Here is an 18,368-nt window from a genome sequence, read left to right on the forward strand (position 1 = left end):
TTGGGTGAATAGATCGACGCTGCTAGTTTAAGAGCCTCGCTTGCCGCCCATGGTCCATTCGGCGCGTGCGGCACTGGCCAGGGTCAGGCGGTCCTGCAGTCCCTGGCCGTCGTTGGCCTGCATCAGCCCTTCGAGCTGCTCCAGCGCCTGGCGGAACTGACGCGACTGGGCCAGCACCTGATCGCGGTTGGCCAGCAGCACGTCGCGCCAGAGCTTGGGGTCGCCTGCGCCTATGCGCGTGAAATCGCGAAAGCCGGGCCCGGCCAGCGCCAGCATATCGTCGGCGCCGGGTTGGCTCAGCACGCTTTGCATCATGGCAAATGCCAGCAGATGGGGCAGGTGGCTGACGGTGGCGAGTGCGCTGTCATGGGCCTCGGGCGACATGGCCGTGACCTTGCATCCCAGGGCCTGCCACAGCGCCTGGGCCTTGGCCAGATGCGCGGTCAGCGTGCGCTCCGTCGGTGTCAGCACGACCTGGGCGCCCTGGTAGAGCTTGACATCGGCGTGCTCCACGCCGGCCACTTCCTTGCCGGTGATGGGGTGGGCGGGCACAAAGCTGCCGATCTGGTCGCGCAGTGCCGAACGTGCGGCCTGCACCACATCGACCTTGGTGGAGCCCACGTCCATGATCATCATCTGGGGCGTGACCAGATGCTTGATGGACTTGAGCGTGGCCTCGGTGGCCGCCACGGGCACGGCCAGCAGCACCAGATCGGCGCCGGCCGCCGCCAGCAGGGCGGAAGGTGCCTCCACGTCGATCACGCCCATCTGGCGCGCACGTTCGGTGGTCGAAGGCGATTTGCTGTAGCCCACCACGCGCTTGACCAGGCCGGCCTTCTTGAGTGCCAGGGCGAAGGAGCCGCCCATCAATCCGCAGCCGATCAAGCCGAGCTGCTCGAACGGCTGCAATTCCTGAGTCGCCATCACTTGCTCACCGGGTAGGTGCCCAGCACCTTGTAGAACGCGCACAGGCCTTGCAGCTCCTGCAGGGCGGCGGCCACATTGGCCTGGGCTGGGTGGCCTTCGATGTCGATGTAGAAGTAATACTCCCATTGGCCGGTGCGGGCCGGGCGCGACTCGAAGCGCGTCATCGAGACGCCGTGCTTTTTCAGCGGCACCAGCAGGTCATGCACGGCACCGGCGGTGTTGGGCACCGAGACCACCAGGCTGGTGCAGTCGCTGCCGCTGGGCGCGGCCGTGGCCAGCGTGTGCGGCAGGCAGATGACGGCAAAACGCGTGCGGTTGTAGGCATCGTCCTGGATCGCGTGGCTGACGATGTGCAGGCCGAACTGCTGGGCGGCGCGCTCACCGGCAATGCCGGCCCAGTTGGGGTGAAGGGCCGCCAGGCGCGCGCCTTCGGCATTGCTCTCCACGGGGCGACGTTCGGCATGCGGCAGGTGCTTGGACAACCAGCCCTGGCACTGGGCCAGAGCCTGGGGGTGCGCTGCCACGACCTCGATGCCGTCCAGCGTGTTGCTGGTGCGCATCAGATTGTGGCGGATCAGCATGCTGACCTCGCCCACCACATGGCAGGGCGTGTGCAGGAACATGTCCAGCGAGCGCGTGACCACGCCTTCGTTGGAATTCTCCACGCCCACCACGCCGTACTGGGCGCTGCCGGCGGCTGTGGCATGAAAGACTTCCTCGAAGCTGTTGCAGTACATCAGGTCGGCCGCGCCGCCGAAGTACTGGATCGCCGCTTCTTCGCAGAAAGTGCCGGCCGGGCCGAGCACGGCCACGCGCTGGGGGGATTCCAGCGCCAGGCAGGCCGACATGATTTCGCGCCAGATGGCGGCCACATGCGCGCCCTTGAGCGGGCCGGGGTTGTTGGACTTGATCTTCTCGATCACCTGGGCCACGCGGTCCGGGCGGAAGAAGGCCGAGCCTTCCTTCTTCTTGAGCTCGCCCACCTGCTCGGCCACATGGGCGCGCTGGTTGACCAGCTCCAGCAACTGGCGGTCCAGGGAATCGATCTGGTTGCGCAGCGACAACAGCTCGGGGCTGGCTTGGGGTTCTTGGCTCATGAATCTCTCAAATTTCGTAGCTGCTGGCGCTTGCTGCACAATGAATTCAAACCAATACCTTGGTGAAGTACTTGCAGATCAAGCGGTGGCAGCTCATCTTTTTACAAGGCTAAGGGTGGGGCTCAGGCCTGACGTTGCTCGAAGTCACGCATGTAGTCGACCAGCGCCTGCACGCCTGCTATGGGCATGGCGTTGTAGATGCTGGCGCGCATGCCGCCCACGGACTTGTGGCCCTTGAGCTGCAGCAGGCCGGCTTGCTTGGCACCGGCCAGGAAGGCGTCGTTGCGCGACTCATCATGAAGGAAGAACGGAATGTTCATGCGCGAGCGGCAGTTCGCGGCCACCTTGTTCACGTAGAACGAGGATTGGTCCACATAGTCATAGAACAGCTTGGCCTTGGCGATGTTGCGCGCTTCCATGGCGGCCACGCCGCTGAGGCCGCCTTCGGTCTGGCGCTTGAGCCACTGGAAGGTCAGGCCGGCCATGTAGATGCCCCAGGTGGGAGGCGTGTTGTACATGCTGCCGTTGTCGGCCACGGTTTTGTAATCAAACGCCGAGGGGCAGACGGGCAGGGCATGGCCCAGCAGGTCTTCGCGCACGATGACGATGGTCAGGCCCGCGGGGCCGATGTTCTTTTGCGCGCCACCAAAGGCCAGGCCCACGCGGCTCCAGTCGATGGAGCGCGAGGCTACATGCGAGGAAAAGTCGATGACCAGCGGTGCATCCGAGCCCAGGGCCTGGAGGTCGGGCAGCTCGTGGAATTCCACGCCGTGAATGGTCTCGTTGCTGCAGATATGCACATAGCTGGCGCCACGGCTCAGATTCCAGCTGCTGGCGGCGGGAATCGTGGTGTAGTCGCTGTCCTTGGCGCTGGCGGCCACATTGGCATCGCTGGCGTACTTGGCGGCCTCCTTGGCCGACTTCTGGCTCCAGCTGCCGGTCACCACAAAGTCCACCACGCCGGCGCGCGACAGATTCATGGGCACGATGGCGTTTTCGGCAATGCCGCCGCCCTGCATGAACAGGATCTTGAAGTGGGCGGGCACGGCCAGCAGCTCGCGCAGATCGGCTTCGGCGGCTTCGTAAATGCTGATGAATTCCTTGCCGCGGTGGCTCATTTCCATCACCCCCATGCCGGAGCCGTGCCAGTCCAGCATTTCGGCGGCTGCGGTTTGCAGCACTTCTTCAGGGATGGCGGCGGGGCCTGCGGAGAAGTTAAAAGGGCGGTTCATCAGATTTACGCTCAAAACATGTGAAAGCGCTTGTCTGGCTTGCGCTTTCAGCTATCAAAACATTGGGCCACGGGCATGGGGCCATGCCCGTGGCGTCCGGTCCGTATCGGGGCAGCCGGGGCTGGCCGATCAGGAGGCGTCGCCGGACTCGGCTGCGCCTTCGGCGCTGGCACTGCCGGATTCATCGGCTTCGCCGTCCTCGCCGGCATTGTCGTTCGCATCATTTTCGACGATGCGCTGCAGGCCGATGAGCTTGGCACCTTCGTCCAGATTGATCAGCGTCACGCCTTGCGTGGCGCGGCCCAGTTCGCGGATTTCCGCCACCCGGGTGCGCACCAGCACGCCGGTGTCGGTGATCAGCATGATCTCGTCCTCGGGCGCCACCAGGGTGGCAGCCACGACCTTGCCGTTGCGCTCGGACTGCTGGATTGCAATCATGCCCTTGGTGCCGCGGCCGTGGCGCGTGTATTCGCTGATGGCCGTGCGCTTGCCGTAGCCGTTTTCGGTGGCGGTCAGCACGCTTTGCGAACCCGCCACCACGTTGCCCGTGCCGTCGTCGGCCTCGGCGACCAGCATGGCGATCACGTTCTGATGCTCCTCGATGTTCATGCCGCGCACGCCGCGCGCATTGCGGCCCATGGGGCGCACATCGTTCTCGTCAAAGCGTACCGCCTTGCCGCCGTCGCTGAACAGCATCACATCATGCTTGCCGTCGGTCAGCGCAGCGCCGATCAGGTAGTCGCCCTCGTCCAGGCCGACAGCAATGATGCCGGCCTTGCGCGGGTTGCTGAACTCGGTCAGCGCCGTCTTCTTGACGGTGCCCATGCTGGTGGCCATGAAGACGAAGTGATCTTCGGGGAAGCTGCGGTTTTCGCCGGTCAGCGGCAGCACCACGTTGATCTTCTCGCCTTCCTGCAGCGGGAACATGTTGACGATAGGGCGACCACGCGAGCCGCGCGAACCCGAGGGCACTTCCCAGACCTTGAGCCAGTACATGCGGCCACGGTTGGAGAAGCACAGCAGATAGTCGTGCGTGTTGGCAATGAAGAGCTGGTCGATCCAGTCGTCTTCCTTGGTAGCCGTGGCCTGCTTGCCGCGGCCGCCGCGCTTTTGCGAGCGGTACTCGGACAGGGGCTGGCTCTTGATGTAGCCGGTGTGCGAGAGCGTCACCACCATGTCGGTGGGCGTGATCAGGTCTTCGGTGGACAGGTCTTGCGCGCTGTATTCCACGGTGGAGCGACGCTCGCCCTTCTTGGACTGACCGAATTCGGCCTTCACAGCGTTGAGTTCTTCACCAATGATGATGGAGACGCGCTCGGGCTTGGCCAGGATGTCCAGCAGGTCTTCGATGACCGACATGACGTCCTTGTACTCGGCCACGATCTTGTCTTGCTCAAGGCCCGTCAGGCGTTGCAGACGCATCTGCAGAATTTCCTGGGCCTGGGTCTCGGAGAGGCGGTACAGGCCGTTTTGCTGCATGCCGAATTCGACTTCCAGGCCCTCGGGGCGATAGTCGTCGGCATTGACCACGCCGCCGTCGGTGCGCGTGCGGGTGAGCATCTCGCGCACCAGCTTGCTGTCCCAGGATTTTTCCATCAGCGCGGCCTTGGCCACGGGAGGTGTGGGAGCGTTGCGGATGATGGCGATGAAGTCGTCGATATTGGCCAGTGCGACGGCCAGACCTTCCAGCACATGGCCGCGGTCGCGCGCCTTGCGCAGCTCGAACACGGTGCGGCGGGTCACCACTTCGCGGCGGTGCTCCAGGAAGACCTGGATCAGATCCTTCAGGTTGCAGAGCTTGGGCTGGCCGTTGACCAGGGCCACCATGTTCATGCCGAAGGTGTCTTGCAGCTGGGTCAGCTTGTAGAGGTTGTTGAGCACCACCTCGGGCACTTCGCCGCGCTTCAATTCGATCACCAGGCGCATGCCGGACTTGTCCGACTCGTCCTGGATATGGCTGATGCCCTCGATCTTCTTTTCGTGCACCAGCTCGGCCATGCGCTCCTGCAGCGTCTTCTTGTTGACCTGGTAGGGCAGCTCGTCAACGATGATGGACTGACGCTGACCCTTGTCGATGTCCTCGAAGTGGCACTTGGCACGCATCACCACGCGGCCACGGCCGGTGCGATAGCCTTCCTTGACGCCGTTGATGCCGTAGATGATGCCGGCCGTGGGGAAGTCCGGTGCGGGAATGATCTCCATCAGCTCGTCGATGGAAGCTTCGGGGTTCTGCAGCAAATGCAGGCAGCCGTCCACTACCTCATTGAGGTTGTGCGGCGGGATATTCGTGGCCATACCCACGGCAATACCCGAGGAGCCATTGACCAGCAGGTTAGGCAGGCGGCTTGGCAGCACCAGCGGCTCCTGCTCGGAGCCGTCGTAGTTAGGGCCGAAGTCCACCGTCTCCTTGTCGATGTCGCCCAGCATTTCATGAGCGATCTTGGAGAGGCGGATTTCCGTGTAACGCATGGCAGCGGCGCTGTCGCCGTCCACCGAGCCGAAGTTGCCCTGGCCATCGACCAGCATGTGGCGCAGCGAGAAATCCTGTGCCATGCGCACGATGGTGTCGTAGACCGCGCTGTCGCCGTGAGGGTGGTACTTACCGATGACGTCACCGACGATACGCGCCGACTTCTTGTAGGGGCGGTTCCAGTCGTTATTGAGTTCGTGCATGGCGTACAGAACGCGGCGGTGCACGGGCTTTAGGCCATCACGCGCATCAGGAAGCGCCCGGCCCACGATCACGCTCATGGCGTAATCGAGATAACTGCGACGCATCTCCTCTTCAAGGCTGATGGGCAGAGTTTCTTTAGCAAACTGGGTCATGTCTAGTGATACTTTGACGGCTGGAAAACAGCCATTTTAGGTCGAATGGCGTGTGGCAGCAGAGCAACATAACTGAGGAATTACATAGCTGTACTACTTGTTGGTGCCTAGTTGACAACACTCTTGCATGTTACGTATGGCACAATCATTTCAACGTTTTTGGTGATGGTCACTGATGACGTCCACAGATTCGCAGCCCTGCTGCGGCTTTTTCCCCAAGAGGAGAACCATGAAGAAACTGAACAAAGTGGCGATGTTGTTTGCCTCTGCTGCCCTCGTGACAGCCGCTGGCGCACAAGTGAAGGCTGCTGACGGTGGCAAGACTATCGACAACTGGCAAAACGGCACCAGCGAACTGGTGTGGAAGAACGGCACGAACGAACTGTGCTGGCGCGATGCCAACTGGACTCCTGCTACTGCCGCTGTTGATTGCGACGGTGCTCTGAAGGCCCAGGTTGCTGCTCCCGCTCCCGCCGTTGTGCCTCCCGCTCCTGTGGCTCCCCAGCCTGCAGTGGCATCTAAGGTTACCTACTCTGCTGACGCTTTCTTCGACTTCGACAAGTCCGTGCTGAAGCCCGCAGGCAAGGCTAAGCTGGATGACCTGACCGGCAAGATCAAGGACATCAACCTGGAAGTCATCATCGCCGTGGGTCACACTGACTCCGTGGGCTCCGATGCTTACAACCAGAAGCTGTCGGTGCGTCGCGCTGAAGCTGTGAAGGCTTATCTGGTGTCCAAGGGCATCGAAAAGAGCCGCGTGTACACCGAAGGCAAGGGCGAAAAGCAACCCGTGGCAGACAACAAGACTGCTGCTGGCCGCGCTCAGAACCGTCGCGTGGAAATCGAAGTTGTGGGCACCAAGGCTGCTCAGTAATCTTTCGATTGCTACACAAAAAGCCCCGGCAACGGGGCTTTTTTTATGCCTGATTCATTGCTGTAATCGCGGACAATTGCCTCATGAGCAACACTATCAATGCCGACCCGGCAGAACTGGAAAAATTCTCCAGCCTGGCCCATCGCTGGTGGGATCCCGAGAGTGAATTCAAGCCACTGCATCAGATCAACCCCCTGAGACTGGACTGGATCAACGCCCAGGCCCCATTGGCGAACCAGAGGGTGCTGGATGTGGGCTGTGGCGGTGGCATTCTTGCAGACTCCATGGCGCGCAAAGGAGCCAAGGTGGTGGGTATCGATCTCGCAACCAAGGCTTTGCGCGTTGCGCAGCTGCATGCTCTGGAGGCGGGAACGCCCAATATTCAATACCATGAGGTCAGCGTCGAGCAACTGGCGCAGGAGCAGCCGGCAAGCTTTGATGTGGTGACCTGCATGGAAATGCTGGAGCATGTGCCCGATCCTGCGTCCATCGTGCGGGCATGTGCCCAGCTGGTCAAGCCTGGTGGCTGGGTGTTTTTTTCCACCATCAATCGCAATGCTAAGGCTTTTGCGTTGGCGATCGTGGCTGCCGAATACATGCTCAAGATGATTCCCAAAGGGACTCATGAGTACGCCAAGTTGCTGCGCCCAAGCGAGTTGGCACGCTTTGCGCGCGAAGCCGGCCTGGATGTGCAAGGCAGCAAGGGCATGGAGCACAACCCGATCTCGGGCCGCTATTGGCTCAGCAATGACACCTCGGTCAATTACATGCTGGCAACACGCCGCCCTCAGGAGTGACAGCCATGTGGAAGCACGTTAGAGCCGTTCTTTTCGATCTGGATGGCACTTTGATAGACAGCGCTCCTGATCTGGGAGCTGCAGCAGACAAGATGCGTGTGGATCGCGGCATGCCGTCGTTGCCACTCCATGCCTACCGCCATATGGCTGGGGCTGGAGCGCGTGGAATGCTGGGTATTGCGTTCGGCATGACGCCTGACTCTGCAGGCTTTGCGGAAATGCGCGAGGAGTTCTTTCGCAATTACGAGCAATGCATGACCGAGCGCACCTATGCTTTTGATGGCGTGCCTGAGTTGATCCGGGCGTTGGAAGCCGGCCCGCTTCTATGGGGTGTGGTGACCAACAAGTCCATGCGCTTCACCGAGCCGCTGACACGTCAGATGCCCTTGTTTGCTCAGGCTGCGGCCGTGGTGAGCGGGGACACTACGCCGCATTCCAAGCCTCACCCCGAGCCTCTGTTTGAAGCCGCACGACGCATGCAGATTGCTCCCGAGCATTGCATCTATGTCGGAGATGACGAGCGCGATATCCAGGCGGGTGCAGCAGCGGGTATGAAAACCGTAGCTGCACGCTATGGCTACCTGGGTGCGACAGCAGATACGGTTCATTGGGGTGCCGATGCACATATCAATTCACCGCTTGAGCTGTTGAAGTTGCTGGGATGAGGCTAGAATAGGCACTAAGGGGCTGTCCTGGTTTCGACGTGGGTTCGGGACCGGTGCGGTGCATGTCGAGCTTGAGTGACGCTCGTAAATCTCCATTCAAAAAACTAACTGCAAACGACGAACGTTTCGCACTCGCCGCTTAATCCGGTGAGCCTTGCAACAGCACGCTAGTGGGCTGGGCAAGGGGGTAGCAATACCTCCCGGCTGCAAGGGAATTTACATTAGCTGGCTGGATACCGGGCTTCTTGGTATTTGGCGAGATTTTAGGAAGCTGGCTACCCAAGCAGCGTGTGCCTGCGGGGTTTGGGTGGCGAGATTTAAAACAGAGCACTAAACATGTAGATCTGTCCGGCGAAGGCTTACGGACGCGGGTTCAATTCCCGCCAGCTCCACCATCCACCCATCTAAAAGGGTTCAATGAAGTTCATTGAACCCTTTTTTCTTTTGGTAAATCAATGACTTATCGTCTTTTTATGTCTTAAGTGATTTCACTGCTGCCAAAGCATGCATGGGGAACAGTTGGGGGAACAAGTGGGGGTAATGGTAAATTTACCCACTATTGTTCCCCCTTTCCCCTCTGGGGGAGGCCTTTGTGAGAGGATTTGTTCCCCCTATGTTGACTGATGCACAGTGCCGAAACGCAGTCTGTTCCCCCGGTGCCAAGCGAGAGCGTTTTTCTGACGCAGGTGGCCTTTACCTTGAGGTCAGCCCTGCAGGCTCTCGACGCTGGTTCTGGAAGTATCGAAAAGATGGTAAAGAGGGGCGCCTGGCGCTAGGCCGCTATCCGGAAGTTAGTTTGACTGCTGCTCGGAAAGCTAGGGATGCTGCTCGGTTGCAGAAGTCAGAAGGCATTGACCCCGCTAAGGCACGCAAGCTGGAAAAATTGGTCAACCCAACTGGGGTAGCTGACACATTCAAAGCGGTGGCGCTGGAGTGGTACGAAAAGCAGGTGCCACGCTGGAGCCCTGGTCATGCTGAGAGAATGCATCGTCAACTGGAGCGCGACTTGTTCCCGTGGATTGGTGACCGGGAAATGGCGCAGATCCAGCCCATGGAGTTACTGGCTGTGCTGCAGAAAGTGGAAGCGCGCGGGGCTGTGGAGACCGCTGACCGTGCACTGATGTTGGCGCGACAGGTCTGGCGCTACTGGCTACCAACAGCCAGCAATACTCAACGTGACATCACCGAAGGCCTGAAAGCTCGATTGACTCCATATCGAGGCACGAACTTTCCTGCGATTGTGGAGCCCCAGCGCTTTGGGGAGCTTCTGCGAGCCATGTACGCCTATAAAGGTGGACCCTTTGTACGCACAGCTCTTTTGTTAGCTCCCTTGCTGTATCAACGCCCAGGCAATCTTCGGATGATGGAGTGGGCAGAGTTGGATCTGGATGCAGCGCTTTGGAAGATTCCTAGCGCCAAGATGAAGCGTAGCGTGCAGGAAAAAGAAAATGGAGAACCGCATGTGGTGCCACTGCCAAAGCAAGCTGTGGCGATGCTGCGTGAATTGCTGCCGCTTAGTGGCCGTGGACGATATGTATTCCCTGGTCAACGTGACCACGACCGCCCGATGTCCGATAACTCTGTGCGTACAGCTCTGTACAGCCTGGGAGTTGGCGAAGAGCAAAGCTGGCATGGTTTTCGAGCGAGTGCCAGAACCATGTTGGTCGATCAGCTTGACCTTGATCCGTTGGCGATAGAGGCCAATCTGGCGCATGCCGTTAAGGATGCCAACGGACGTAGCTACAACCGGACAAAGTACTTGGCAAAGCGTTTCGATCAGGTTCAGCAGTGGGCTGATTACTTGGATCGCTTGCGCGAGGGTGCTGCCGCGATCGAGTTTCCACAAAAAAACAAGGTCATATGACAATAAGCCAGCGCTTAGGGCGCTGGCTTATGTGTTGCGGGTAGCTGCGTTAACTTGCGCTGAGCGCCCGCCAACCGTTCTCAGTTTTGGAGTTGATCCGATTCCGTGGACACATCATTCTTTGTGTTCAAGGAGTCGCAAATGTCCAAAGTACGACCGCCATACCCGGCGGAATTCCGCCAGCAGATGGTCGAGCTCGTTCGAGCGGGACGTTCACCCGCGCAACTCTCGCGAGAGTTCGGTGTCACCGCCCAGTCCATCACCAACTGGGTTGGCCAAGCCGCCATCGACGACGGCAAGCCTTTGCCGGGCAAGGAAGGTCTAACCACAGCCGAGCGAGAAGAGCTGGTGCGCTTACGCCGACAGCTTCGCCAAGTTCAAATGGAGCGTGACATCTTGGCAAAGGCTACGGCCTAGTTTGCCGGTCGCAGCGATGCGACAGCCGCGAGGTCTTCGGACTCGTGATGGCGAATCAGGCCGACCTTCCGGTGCGCACCATGTGCCGCGTCCTCGGTGTCTCTGCAAGCGGGTTCTATGCCTGGCGAGAGCGCACTCCGTCCCAGCGCAGCATCGCCAACGCGGTCATGACCGAGCGTATCCGCCAGATTCACCGGGATTCCTACGAGTCCTACGGCATGCCTCGGGTGCGGGCCGAGCTCATTGAGCAAGGCGTGAGCATCAGCCGACAGCGTGTGGCGCGCCTCATGCGGCAAGCCGGTATCCATGGCATCAGCAAGCGCCGTGGCTTCACGGTGACCACTCGCCACGATAAGCATCAGCGCCCGGCAAGTGACCTAGTCAACTGGCGTTTCCACGCTACCGGTCCCAACCATCTGTGGGTGGCTGACATGACCTATGTGCCGACCTGGATGGGCTTCCTTTATCTAGCCGTGGTCATCGATGTCTGGAGTCGGCGTGTGGTGGGCTGGTCCATGGGTGAACGCATGACCTCAGACCTCGTGCTCGCGGCGCTGAACATGGCACTGGAGCAGCGAAAACCCAAGGGCGTCATCCACCACAGCGACCAGGGCAGCCAGTACACCAGCCTGGCCTTTGGCGAGCGCTGCCGGCAGATGCAGGTGCGCCCGTCGATGGGGACGGTGGGTGATGCCTACGACAACGCCATGGCCGAAAGCTTCTTTGCCAGGTTGGAAGGCGAACTCATTGAGCGCAACTCTTTCCAGAGCAAGGCCCAGGCCAGCATGGCGGTCTTCACCTGGATTGAGGGCTGGTACAACCCACGGCTTCGTCACAGTGGCCTGGGCTACCTCTCACCCCTGAACTTTGAAAGTAGCAATGAAGCCATGTTCGATGTCGTCGAAGGTGGCAACGTGCATGTCGAGACAACACCCGAAACGGTTTGACAATCAAACCAGCTACCGTCCACGAAAGTGGGTCAACTCCAGTTTTGCGCATCGTCACCGAGCCCTTCATCAGGATCTTGCTTGCTTCAAACCAGCGGCTGGGATCATTGCTCTGATTTGCAGCTTGCGCTTGGTCTTGCAATATGCCTTCTGTGAATTTGTACGAAGTACTAGGGCAGCCTTGGCGATAGAACTTGTAGACTGCTGCACAAGAAAGCAGCAGGCTAGGGTTAATGCGTGGGTCAGATTGAGATGGAAAAACCGGGGGGCTAGTGGGTCACTTCTGGGTGGAAATCAACAGGCATGGTCCAAAGGTGGGAAAGTTTGCTGACCAGCCTGATGGTGAGAGCTGGCTATCGTTGAACACGCATCTGCGATGCGTTGGCCGGTGGTGCTTGAGTTGATCCCCTGGTCGCAACTGACTTTGAGTTCAAGTTGTCAATGCAATACATGGGCTGAGCATCTCGGCGGGCGCTTGGAGGCGCACGAAAGCGTCGATGCTCGGGAATTTTGGTGGTCGTCGGGCGTGTCGCCGCGATGGCGGATATCGACTGTGGTGCGGTAGTTATAGTGGGTTGCATATACCACTAGGCTCAGTCATGAACTTCCTTTCATATGCTTTTCATGTGCAATGTCGTATGGGAAGCGAGAACTCTTAGTTTGTGGTTTTCTGGCTGCAAGTCGATGCCACATAGAACTGCCCGTCTAAGCCCGGATGCAGTTGCGCCTTGGATGACCTACTGCCTGTTAGGATGTGTGCACTTTACGTATTAGAAGGTCGCAACTCAGATGGCAAAAAGGCAGAAGGCGAGTTCTACAAACACCAATGAAACCCGAGAGAACCTTCTTCGGCTTGCAGCTCGTACGTTTAGCATGCAAGGTTATTCTGCTACCACTATGCGCATCATCGCGGAGCAAGCGGGGATAGAGGCTGCCAGTATCTACTACCACTTTCCCTCGAAGGAGGACTTGGTGGAAGAAGTGATGGAGCAGGGGGCAGGTCGGATTGTTCAGGAACTGATAGCGCATGTGGAGGCTATGGGGCCTGATGCAACCGCCGAGCAGCGTTTCCGTGCAGCAGTTTTCGGCCAAATGTCTGGCTTGGTCAAGCACGGTGATTTTGCGTTGGCACACGGCAGACTACTGGGGCAACTTCCTGAAGCAGTTCGCGAGCGGCAGGTGAAGCGGCGCGAACGTCACCAAAAGCTATGGAATGACCTGTTGGAAGAGCTACGCACCGAGGGGCGGTTGCGCGACGACGTTGACATTCATTTGGCGCGCATCTCCATACTTGGCAGCATTAACTCCGTTCAGTCATGGTTCGATCCCCGGAAGGGCAGGCTGGAAAAAGTAGCAGAGCAGCTCTGCGATATTTTTTTTGCAGGAGTGAGTCCGCCGGGCGCTTGATCCTATCTTTGTACTAAGTGCCTCTTCTGATGGCGCATTTGCTTCACGATGTAAGCAGATGCGCCATTAGTTTTTTCAGGCCTGTTGAGTGTAAACCCTTATGGTGCCGACAATTGTTGTCCGTCAGACTAACTATCAGTTGTTAGGTAAATGCCTGACTCTTGATTGACCCAACTCCACAGACCGAGATGCTCATGACGACGCAGTTGAAACCCATCCGCTCCTTTCTTTTCGTCCCCGGCAACAAGGAATCCATGCTCGACAAGGCGGCCAACGCCAAGGCCGATGCGCTGATCCTCGACCTGGAAGACAGCGTGCCGCCGGCGGAGAAGGTCGCCGCGCGTGCCCTGGTGGCCCGCAAGATTCCCGAGCTGATCGCCCAGGGCCAGCGCATCTGGGTGCGCGTCAACCGCACGGCGCACATCTACGATCTGGACGACATCCTCGCCGTGGTGCAGCCCGGCGTGGAGGGCATCTACATCTCCAAGCCCTGGGGCCCCGAGGACGTGCACATGGCTTCGTGCATGATTGCCGAGGCCGAGACGCGCGCCAACCTGCCGCTGGGCTCCATCGGCCTGATCCCGCTGCTGGAGACTGCCCGCTCCATGCAGCTGTGCTACGAGATCGCGCAGATCCCGCGCGTCACCGGCATCGTCGGCGCCACGGCTAAGAACGCCGACGTGGGCCGTGCGCTGAAGTACGTGTGGACGGCCGAGGGCCGCGAATCCGAGTACATGAAGTCTCGCGTGGTCATGGCCGCGCGCGCCGCCGGCAAGCAGCCCATTGGCGGCATCTGGCAGCAGATCAAGGACTTGGAAGGCCTGGCTAAGGCCTCGGCCTTCGACCGCCAGCTGGGCTTCTCCGGCGAGCTGGCCCTGCACCCCATGCAGGTGGAAACCATCAATCGCACCTACACGCCGACGGCCGAGGAGGTCGCGTTCTACCAGGGAATGATCGATGCACTCGAGGCCGCCCAGGCCCAGGGCCGTGCCTCGGTGATGTACGACGGCGAGCACATCGACATCGCCCACGTCAAGACCGCGCACGACGTGATCGCGCTCGCCAATTCGCTCAATAGCTGACCCCCATAACCCCCCCCAGTACCCCTCAGGAGATATCCAAATGGCAGGCCTTTACTTCGAAGAATTCAAGCCCGGCATGGTGATCGAGCACGCCATCCGCCGTACCGTGACCGAAACCGACAACATCCTGTTCTCGGCCATGACCTACAACTGTGCGCCGCTGCACATCGACGCCGAGTACAGTAAGAACACCATGTACGGCCAGCGTCTGGTCAACAGCATGTTCCTGCTGGCGCTGGTGGCGGGCATCACGGTGTACGAGACCACGCTGGGCACCACCCTGGGAAATCTGGGGTTCGGCGAGATCGCCTTCCCCAAGCCCACCTTCCACGGCGACACCATCCGCGTGGAAACCGAGATCCTGGAAACCCGCCAGTCCAAGAGCCGTCCTGAAACCGGCATCGTCACCTTCAAGCATGTGGCCAAGAACCAGCGCGACGAGATCGTCTGCACGGCCGTGCGCACCGGCCTGATGATGCTCAAGCCCGCCGACAAGGCATAAGGAGCGCGCAATGGACTACCAGCTCAGCGAAGACCAGCAGGCCATCGTCGATGCCGCAGAGAAGATCTGCGCCGACTTTCCGCTCGAATACTGGCGCAACAAGGACAAGAACCACGAGTTCCCGCACGAATTCTTCGAGGCCGTGGCCAGCGGTGGCTGGCTGGGTATCTGCATGCCCGAGGACGTGGGTGGCGCCAACCTGGGCGTGACCGAGGCGGCCCTATTCATGCGCACCGTGGCCGAGTGCGGTGGCCAGGCGGCGGCGTCGACCATTCACATGAACATCTTCGGCCTGCAGCCGGTGGTCCACTTCGGCACCGACGAGCAGAAGAAGCGCTGGCTGCCGCCCTTTGCCCGCGGTGAGAACAAGGCCTGTTTCGCGGTGACCGAGCCCGACACGGGCCTGGACACCACTAAGCTCAAGGTCACGGCCAAGAAGCAGGCCGACGGCAGTTACCTCCTGTCGGGCAAGAAGGTCTTCATCTCCACCGCGCAGGTGGCCGACCACATGCTGATCCTGGCGCGCACCACGCCGATCGAAGAGGTCAAGAAGCACAGCGAAGGCTTGAGCCTGTTCTACACCAAGCTCGACCGCAAGTACGTCGACATCCGCGAGATCGACAAGCTGGGCCGTGCGGCGGTGGACACCAACGAGATGTTCATCGACAACCTGCCGGTGCCGGCCGACGCGCTGATCGGAGAGGAGGGCAAGGGCCTGTCGTACATCTTCCACGGCATGAACGCCGAGCGTGTGCTGGTGGCGGTGGAGCAGGTGGGCATCGGCCGCGCCGTGCTTAAGCTCGCCACCCAGTATGCCAAGGAGCGCATCGTGTTCGGCCGCCCGATCGGCAAGAACCAGGGCGTGCAGCACCCGCTGGCGCGTTCCTGGGCCGAGCTGGAAGCGGCCAACCACATGATCTTTGCGGCGGCCAGCCTGTACGACAAAGGGCTGCCGTGCGGGTCGGAGGCCAATGCGGCCAAGCTGCTGGCGTCAGAAGCGTGCATGAACGCCTGCCAGACCTCCATCCTCACGCACGGCGGCTTCGGCTACGCGAAGGAATACCACGTGGAGCGCTTCATGCGCGAAGCCTGGATCGGCTACATCGCGCCGGTCACGCCGCAGCTCATCCTGTCGAACATCGCCGAGCGCAAGCTGGGGTTGCCCAAGTCGTATTGATTGGTTTCAAAAATAGAGCAGCCAGCGCTTGCTCATCAATGGTTCTGTATGGCTTTCAGCAGAAAACTGATGTGAAGAAAGCGCTGGCAGCTCATGAATAAGTAGTTAAGAGCAGGAGACAAGCATGTCCGCGACCAAGCCCCTGGAAGGCATCCGCGTTCTCGACCTGACCGTTGCGCTGGCGGGGCCGTATGGCTCGCTGCTGCTGGGCGGCCTGGGCGCCGAGGTGATCCGCATCGAATCGCCCGGCGGCGGCGACATTGCGCGCAACAACCCGCCCTATGTCAACCATGAAGGCATCCACTTCGGTGTACGCCAGTCTGATGATGTGTCGCTGTCCATCCTCAACCGCGCACGCAACAAGAAAAGCATCACGCTGGATCTGAAGTCCGAGCAAGGCAGGGCGCTGTTCATGCGCCTGGCGCAGGAATGCGATGTCGTGATCGAAAATGCCAGCGAGGGCGCGACAAAGCGCCTGGGCGTGGACTACGAAAGCGTGCGGCAGGCCAACCCAAAGATTGTCTACGCCTCGGTCAAGGCTTTCGGAGAGCCCAGCCCGTACCCCAACCTCAAGGGTATGGACATCATCGTGCAGGCTCTGTCGGGCATCATGGACGTGACCGGCTTCGCCGACGGCCCGCCTACACGCCTGGGCCTGCCGCTGGCCGACCTGATCGCGCCCATGTTCGCCGTCAACGGCATTCTTGCGGCGCTCATCCACCGGGGCCGCACCGGCGTGGGCCAGCATGTGCAGGTCTCCATGCTCGACTGCCTGGCCTCGCTGGTGGCCGAGGAGCATTTCGACGTCTATCTGAAGGAGGGCTATCCCAAGCGTTCGGGCAACTTTCTGGAGCGGCTCACCCCCTTTGGTGTGTACGAGACGCAGGACAGTTACGTGGCATTGGTTGCCTTTCAGCCCGAGTGGTTCAGGAATCTTGCCGAGGCCATGGGACGTCCCGAGCTGGCGCAGGACCCGCGCTTTGCCGTGCTGGGGCCGCGTACCAAGAACTCCGCTGAGATCAATGCCATCATCCGCGAATGGATGCACGCGCGCACCAGCGCTGAGATCATTCGTGAACTGCAGGAAAAACGCGGCGTGCCCTGCGCCGAAGTGCGCAGTCCCCAACAGATGCTCGCCGATCCTTATCTGCAGGCGCGCGGTGCGGTGGTGCCACTGGTCCATCCGGGGCTGGAAGCCAGCGGTACGGTAGCCATGGGCATGGGGGTGCCGATACAGTTTTCCGAAACGCCCGCCAGCTTCGATCAGCCAGCGCAGGCACTGGGCGAAGCGAACGAGGCGATCTACTGTGACCTTCTCAAGCTGTCGGGCGCCGAACTCCAGCAATTGCGCGCGCAGAAGGTGATCTGACCATGTCTGTCGTGTCAACCCCTGCAACTGCACGTTCAGGCCCCCTCGCGGGCATCAAGGTGGTGGAGATCGCGGGCATAGGCCCCGGGCCGCTGGCCGCCATGTTCCTGGCCGACCTGGGGGCCACGGTGATCCGCGTGGACCGCAAGGAACCCTCGGGCCTGGGCGCGCCGCGTCCGGTGCAGTTCGACCTGGGCCTGCGCAACCGCAAGTCCATCCGCGTGGACTTGAAGGACCCCGCCGCCGTGGAGATGGTGATGGAGCTGATCGGCCAGGCCGACGCGCTGATCGAGGGCTTTCGCCCCGGCGTGATGGAGCGCCTGGGCCTCGGGCCGGAGGTCTGCCTGGCGCGCAATCCGCGCCTGGTCTATGGCCGTGTGACCGGCTGGGGGCAGGACGGGCCGCTGGCGCAGGTGGCGGGGCACGACCTCAACTACATCTCCATCACCGGCGCGCTGCACGTCATGGGCCGGGCGGGGCAGGCGCCTACGCCGCCGCTCAACGTGCTGGGCGACTATGCAGGCGGCTCGCTGTACCTGGCGTTCGGCCTGCTCGCGGGCATCCTGGAATCTTGCACTTCGGGCAAGGGCCAGGTGGTGGATGCCGCCATGGTGGACGGCGTGGCCTCCATCATGACCGTGACCCTGGGGTTGCATGCGGCAGGCATACTCAATAAGGAGCGCGGCACCAATCTGCTCGATACGGGCGCTCACTTCTACGAAGTCTATGAATGCGCGGACGGAAGATACGTCTCGGTGGCCCCGATTGAAGGCAAGTTCTACAAGCTGCTGCTCGAAAAGCTGGAGCTGCAGGATCATCCGCTGCTGCAGAGGCAGATGGACCGCACCGTCTGGCCTTCGGCCAAAGCCGTGCTGGCGGCCAAGCTCAAGGAACGCACGCGCGAAGAGTGGACCACCTTGCTGAGCCACCTGGACGTGTGCTTCGCTCCCGTGCTTGATTTCGAGGAGGCACCTCAGCACCCCCACGTCAAGGCACGGGGCACGTTGATCGATCTGGAAGGAGTTACGCACCCCGCGCCGGGGCCGCGCTTTTCCCGTACGCCTGCCGATCGCCCCGAGCCGCCCGCGCAACTCACCACAGACAACGCTGTCGCCGCGCTCGGGGGGTGGCTGGATGATGCGCGTATAGAGGCGCTACGAGCCCAAGGCACCTTCATCTAAGGAG

The 18,368-nt window shown here is 60.7% G+C and carries 15 protein-coding genes and 1 other RNA gene; 12 read left to right on the forward strand and 4 right to left on the reverse strand.

The genetic code is table 11. The features are described 5' to 3' along the window. Positions 1-27: 27 nt before the first annotated feature. The 4 genes from Cth01_RS20915 to gyrA form a co-directional block, all read right to left on the reverse strand. Positions 28-924, reverse strand: a complete 897-nt coding sequence (locus tag Cth01_RS20915; protein WP_045840275.1) for a prephenate dehydrogenase — start codon at positions 922-924, stop codon at positions 28-30. After that, positions 924-2,024 (reverse strand): prephenate dehydratase, encoded by a 1,101-nt coding sequence (gene pheA, locus Cth01_RS20920; protein WP_003067663.1) that lies wholly within the window; start codon positions 2,022-2,024, stop codon positions 924-926. Before pheA ends, Cth01_RS20915 begins: the two co-directional genes overlap by 1 nt. 122 nt (positions 2,025-2,146) lie before the next feature. After that, positions 2,147-3,256, reverse strand: coding sequence for a 3-phosphoserine/phosphohydroxythreonine transaminase (gene serC / locus Cth01_RS20925; RefSeq protein ID WP_003067662.1), 1,110 nt, complete (start codon positions 3,254-3,256; stop codon positions 2,147-2,149). Positions 3,257-3,385: 129 nt separating this feature from the next. Further along, positions 3,386-6,082, reverse strand: a complete 2,697-nt coding sequence (gene gyrA / locus Cth01_RS20930; RefSeq protein ID WP_034358983.1) for a DNA gyrase subunit A — start codon at positions 6,080-6,082, stop codon at positions 3,386-3,388. Between the two features lie 229 nt (positions 6,083-6,311). Between gyrA and ompA the strand changes: the two genes are divergently transcribed. From ompA to Cth01_RS20990, 12 genes are all read left to right on the forward strand, one after another. Beyond that, a complete protein-coding gene (gene ompA, locus Cth01_RS20935) occupies positions 6,312-6,956 on the forward strand; it encodes an outer membrane protein OmpA (RefSeq protein ID WP_003067660.1) in 645 nt (214 codons plus the stop codon). A gap of 83 nt (positions 6,957-7,039) precedes the next feature. After that, on the forward strand, positions 7,040-7,753 hold the full coding sequence (gene ubiG / locus Cth01_RS20940; protein WP_003067659.1) for a bifunctional 2-polyprenyl-6-hydroxyphenol methylase/3-demethylubiquinol 3-O-methyltransferase UbiG: 714 nt from the start codon (positions 7,040-7,042) through the stop codon (positions 7,751-7,753). 5 nt (positions 7,754-7,758) lie between these two features. After that, the gene (locus Cth01_RS20945; protein WP_034379006.1) at positions 7,759-8,418 is read left to right on the forward strand and encodes an HAD-IA family hydrolase; all 660 of its coding nucleotides are present in this window, start codon (positions 7,759-7,761) and stop codon (positions 8,416-8,418) included. 18 nt (positions 8,419-8,436) lie between these two features. Then, positions 8,437-8,813: a transfer-messenger RNA gene (ssrA, locus tag Cth01_RS20950) on the forward strand. Positions 8,814-9,031: 218 nt separating this feature from the next. Further along, positions 9,032-10,282, forward strand: coding sequence for a tyrosine-type recombinase/integrase (locus tag Cth01_RS20955; protein WP_045840276.1), 1,251 nt, complete (start codon positions 9,032-9,034; stop codon positions 10,280-10,282). Between the two features lie 141 nt (positions 10,283-10,423). Further along, a protein-coding gene (locus tag Cth01_RS20960; RefSeq protein WP_428839339.1) for an IS3 family transposase occupies positions 10,424-11,646 on the forward strand; the annotation gives its coding sequence in 2 pieces (ribosomal slippage) (positions 10,424-10,691 and positions 10,691-11,646; 1,224 coding nt in all). Between the two features lie 789 nt (positions 11,647-12,435). Further along, positions 12,436-13,053, forward strand: coding sequence for a TetR/AcrR family transcriptional regulator (locus Cth01_RS20965; RefSeq protein ID WP_045840279.1), 618 nt, complete (start codon positions 12,436-12,438; stop codon positions 13,051-13,053). 194 nt (positions 13,054-13,247) lie between these two features. Next, positions 13,248-14,135, forward strand: a complete 888-nt coding sequence (locus tag Cth01_RS20970) for an HpcH/HpaI aldolase/citrate lyase family protein (protein ID WP_045840321.1) — start codon at positions 13,248-13,250, stop codon at positions 14,133-14,135. A gap of 40 nt (positions 14,136-14,175) precedes the next feature. Next, the gene (locus Cth01_RS20975; RefSeq protein WP_045840280.1) at positions 14,176-14,637 is read left to right on the forward strand and encodes a MaoC family dehydratase; all 462 of its coding nucleotides are present in this window, start codon (positions 14,176-14,178) and stop codon (positions 14,635-14,637) included. 10 nt (positions 14,638-14,647) lie between these two features. Beyond that, entirely contained in the window at positions 14,648-15,814 is a 1,167-nt protein-coding gene (locus Cth01_RS20980) for an acyl-CoA dehydrogenase family protein (RefSeq protein WP_045840281.1), read from the forward strand. 124 nt (positions 15,815-15,938) lie between these two features. Then, positions 15,939-17,183 carry a CaiB/BaiF CoA transferase family protein gene (locus tag Cth01_RS20985; RefSeq protein ID WP_045840282.1) on the forward strand — a complete coding sequence of 415 codons (1,245 nt, stop codon included), beginning with the start codon at positions 15,939-15,941 and terminating at the stop codon, positions 17,181-17,183. Positions 17,184-17,185: 2 nt separating this feature from the next. Further along, a complete protein-coding gene (locus tag Cth01_RS20990) occupies positions 17,186-18,364 on the forward strand; it encodes a CaiB/BaiF CoA transferase family protein (RefSeq protein ID WP_045840283.1) in 1,179 nt (392 codons plus the stop codon). Positions 18,365-18,368: the final 4 nt, after the last annotated feature.

It is taken from the genome of Comamonas thiooxydans, from assembly GCF_000964545.1.
Taxonomy (GTDB): domain Bacteria; phylum Pseudomonadota; class Gammaproteobacteria; order Burkholderiales; family Burkholderiaceae_C; genus Comamonas; species Comamonas thiooxydans.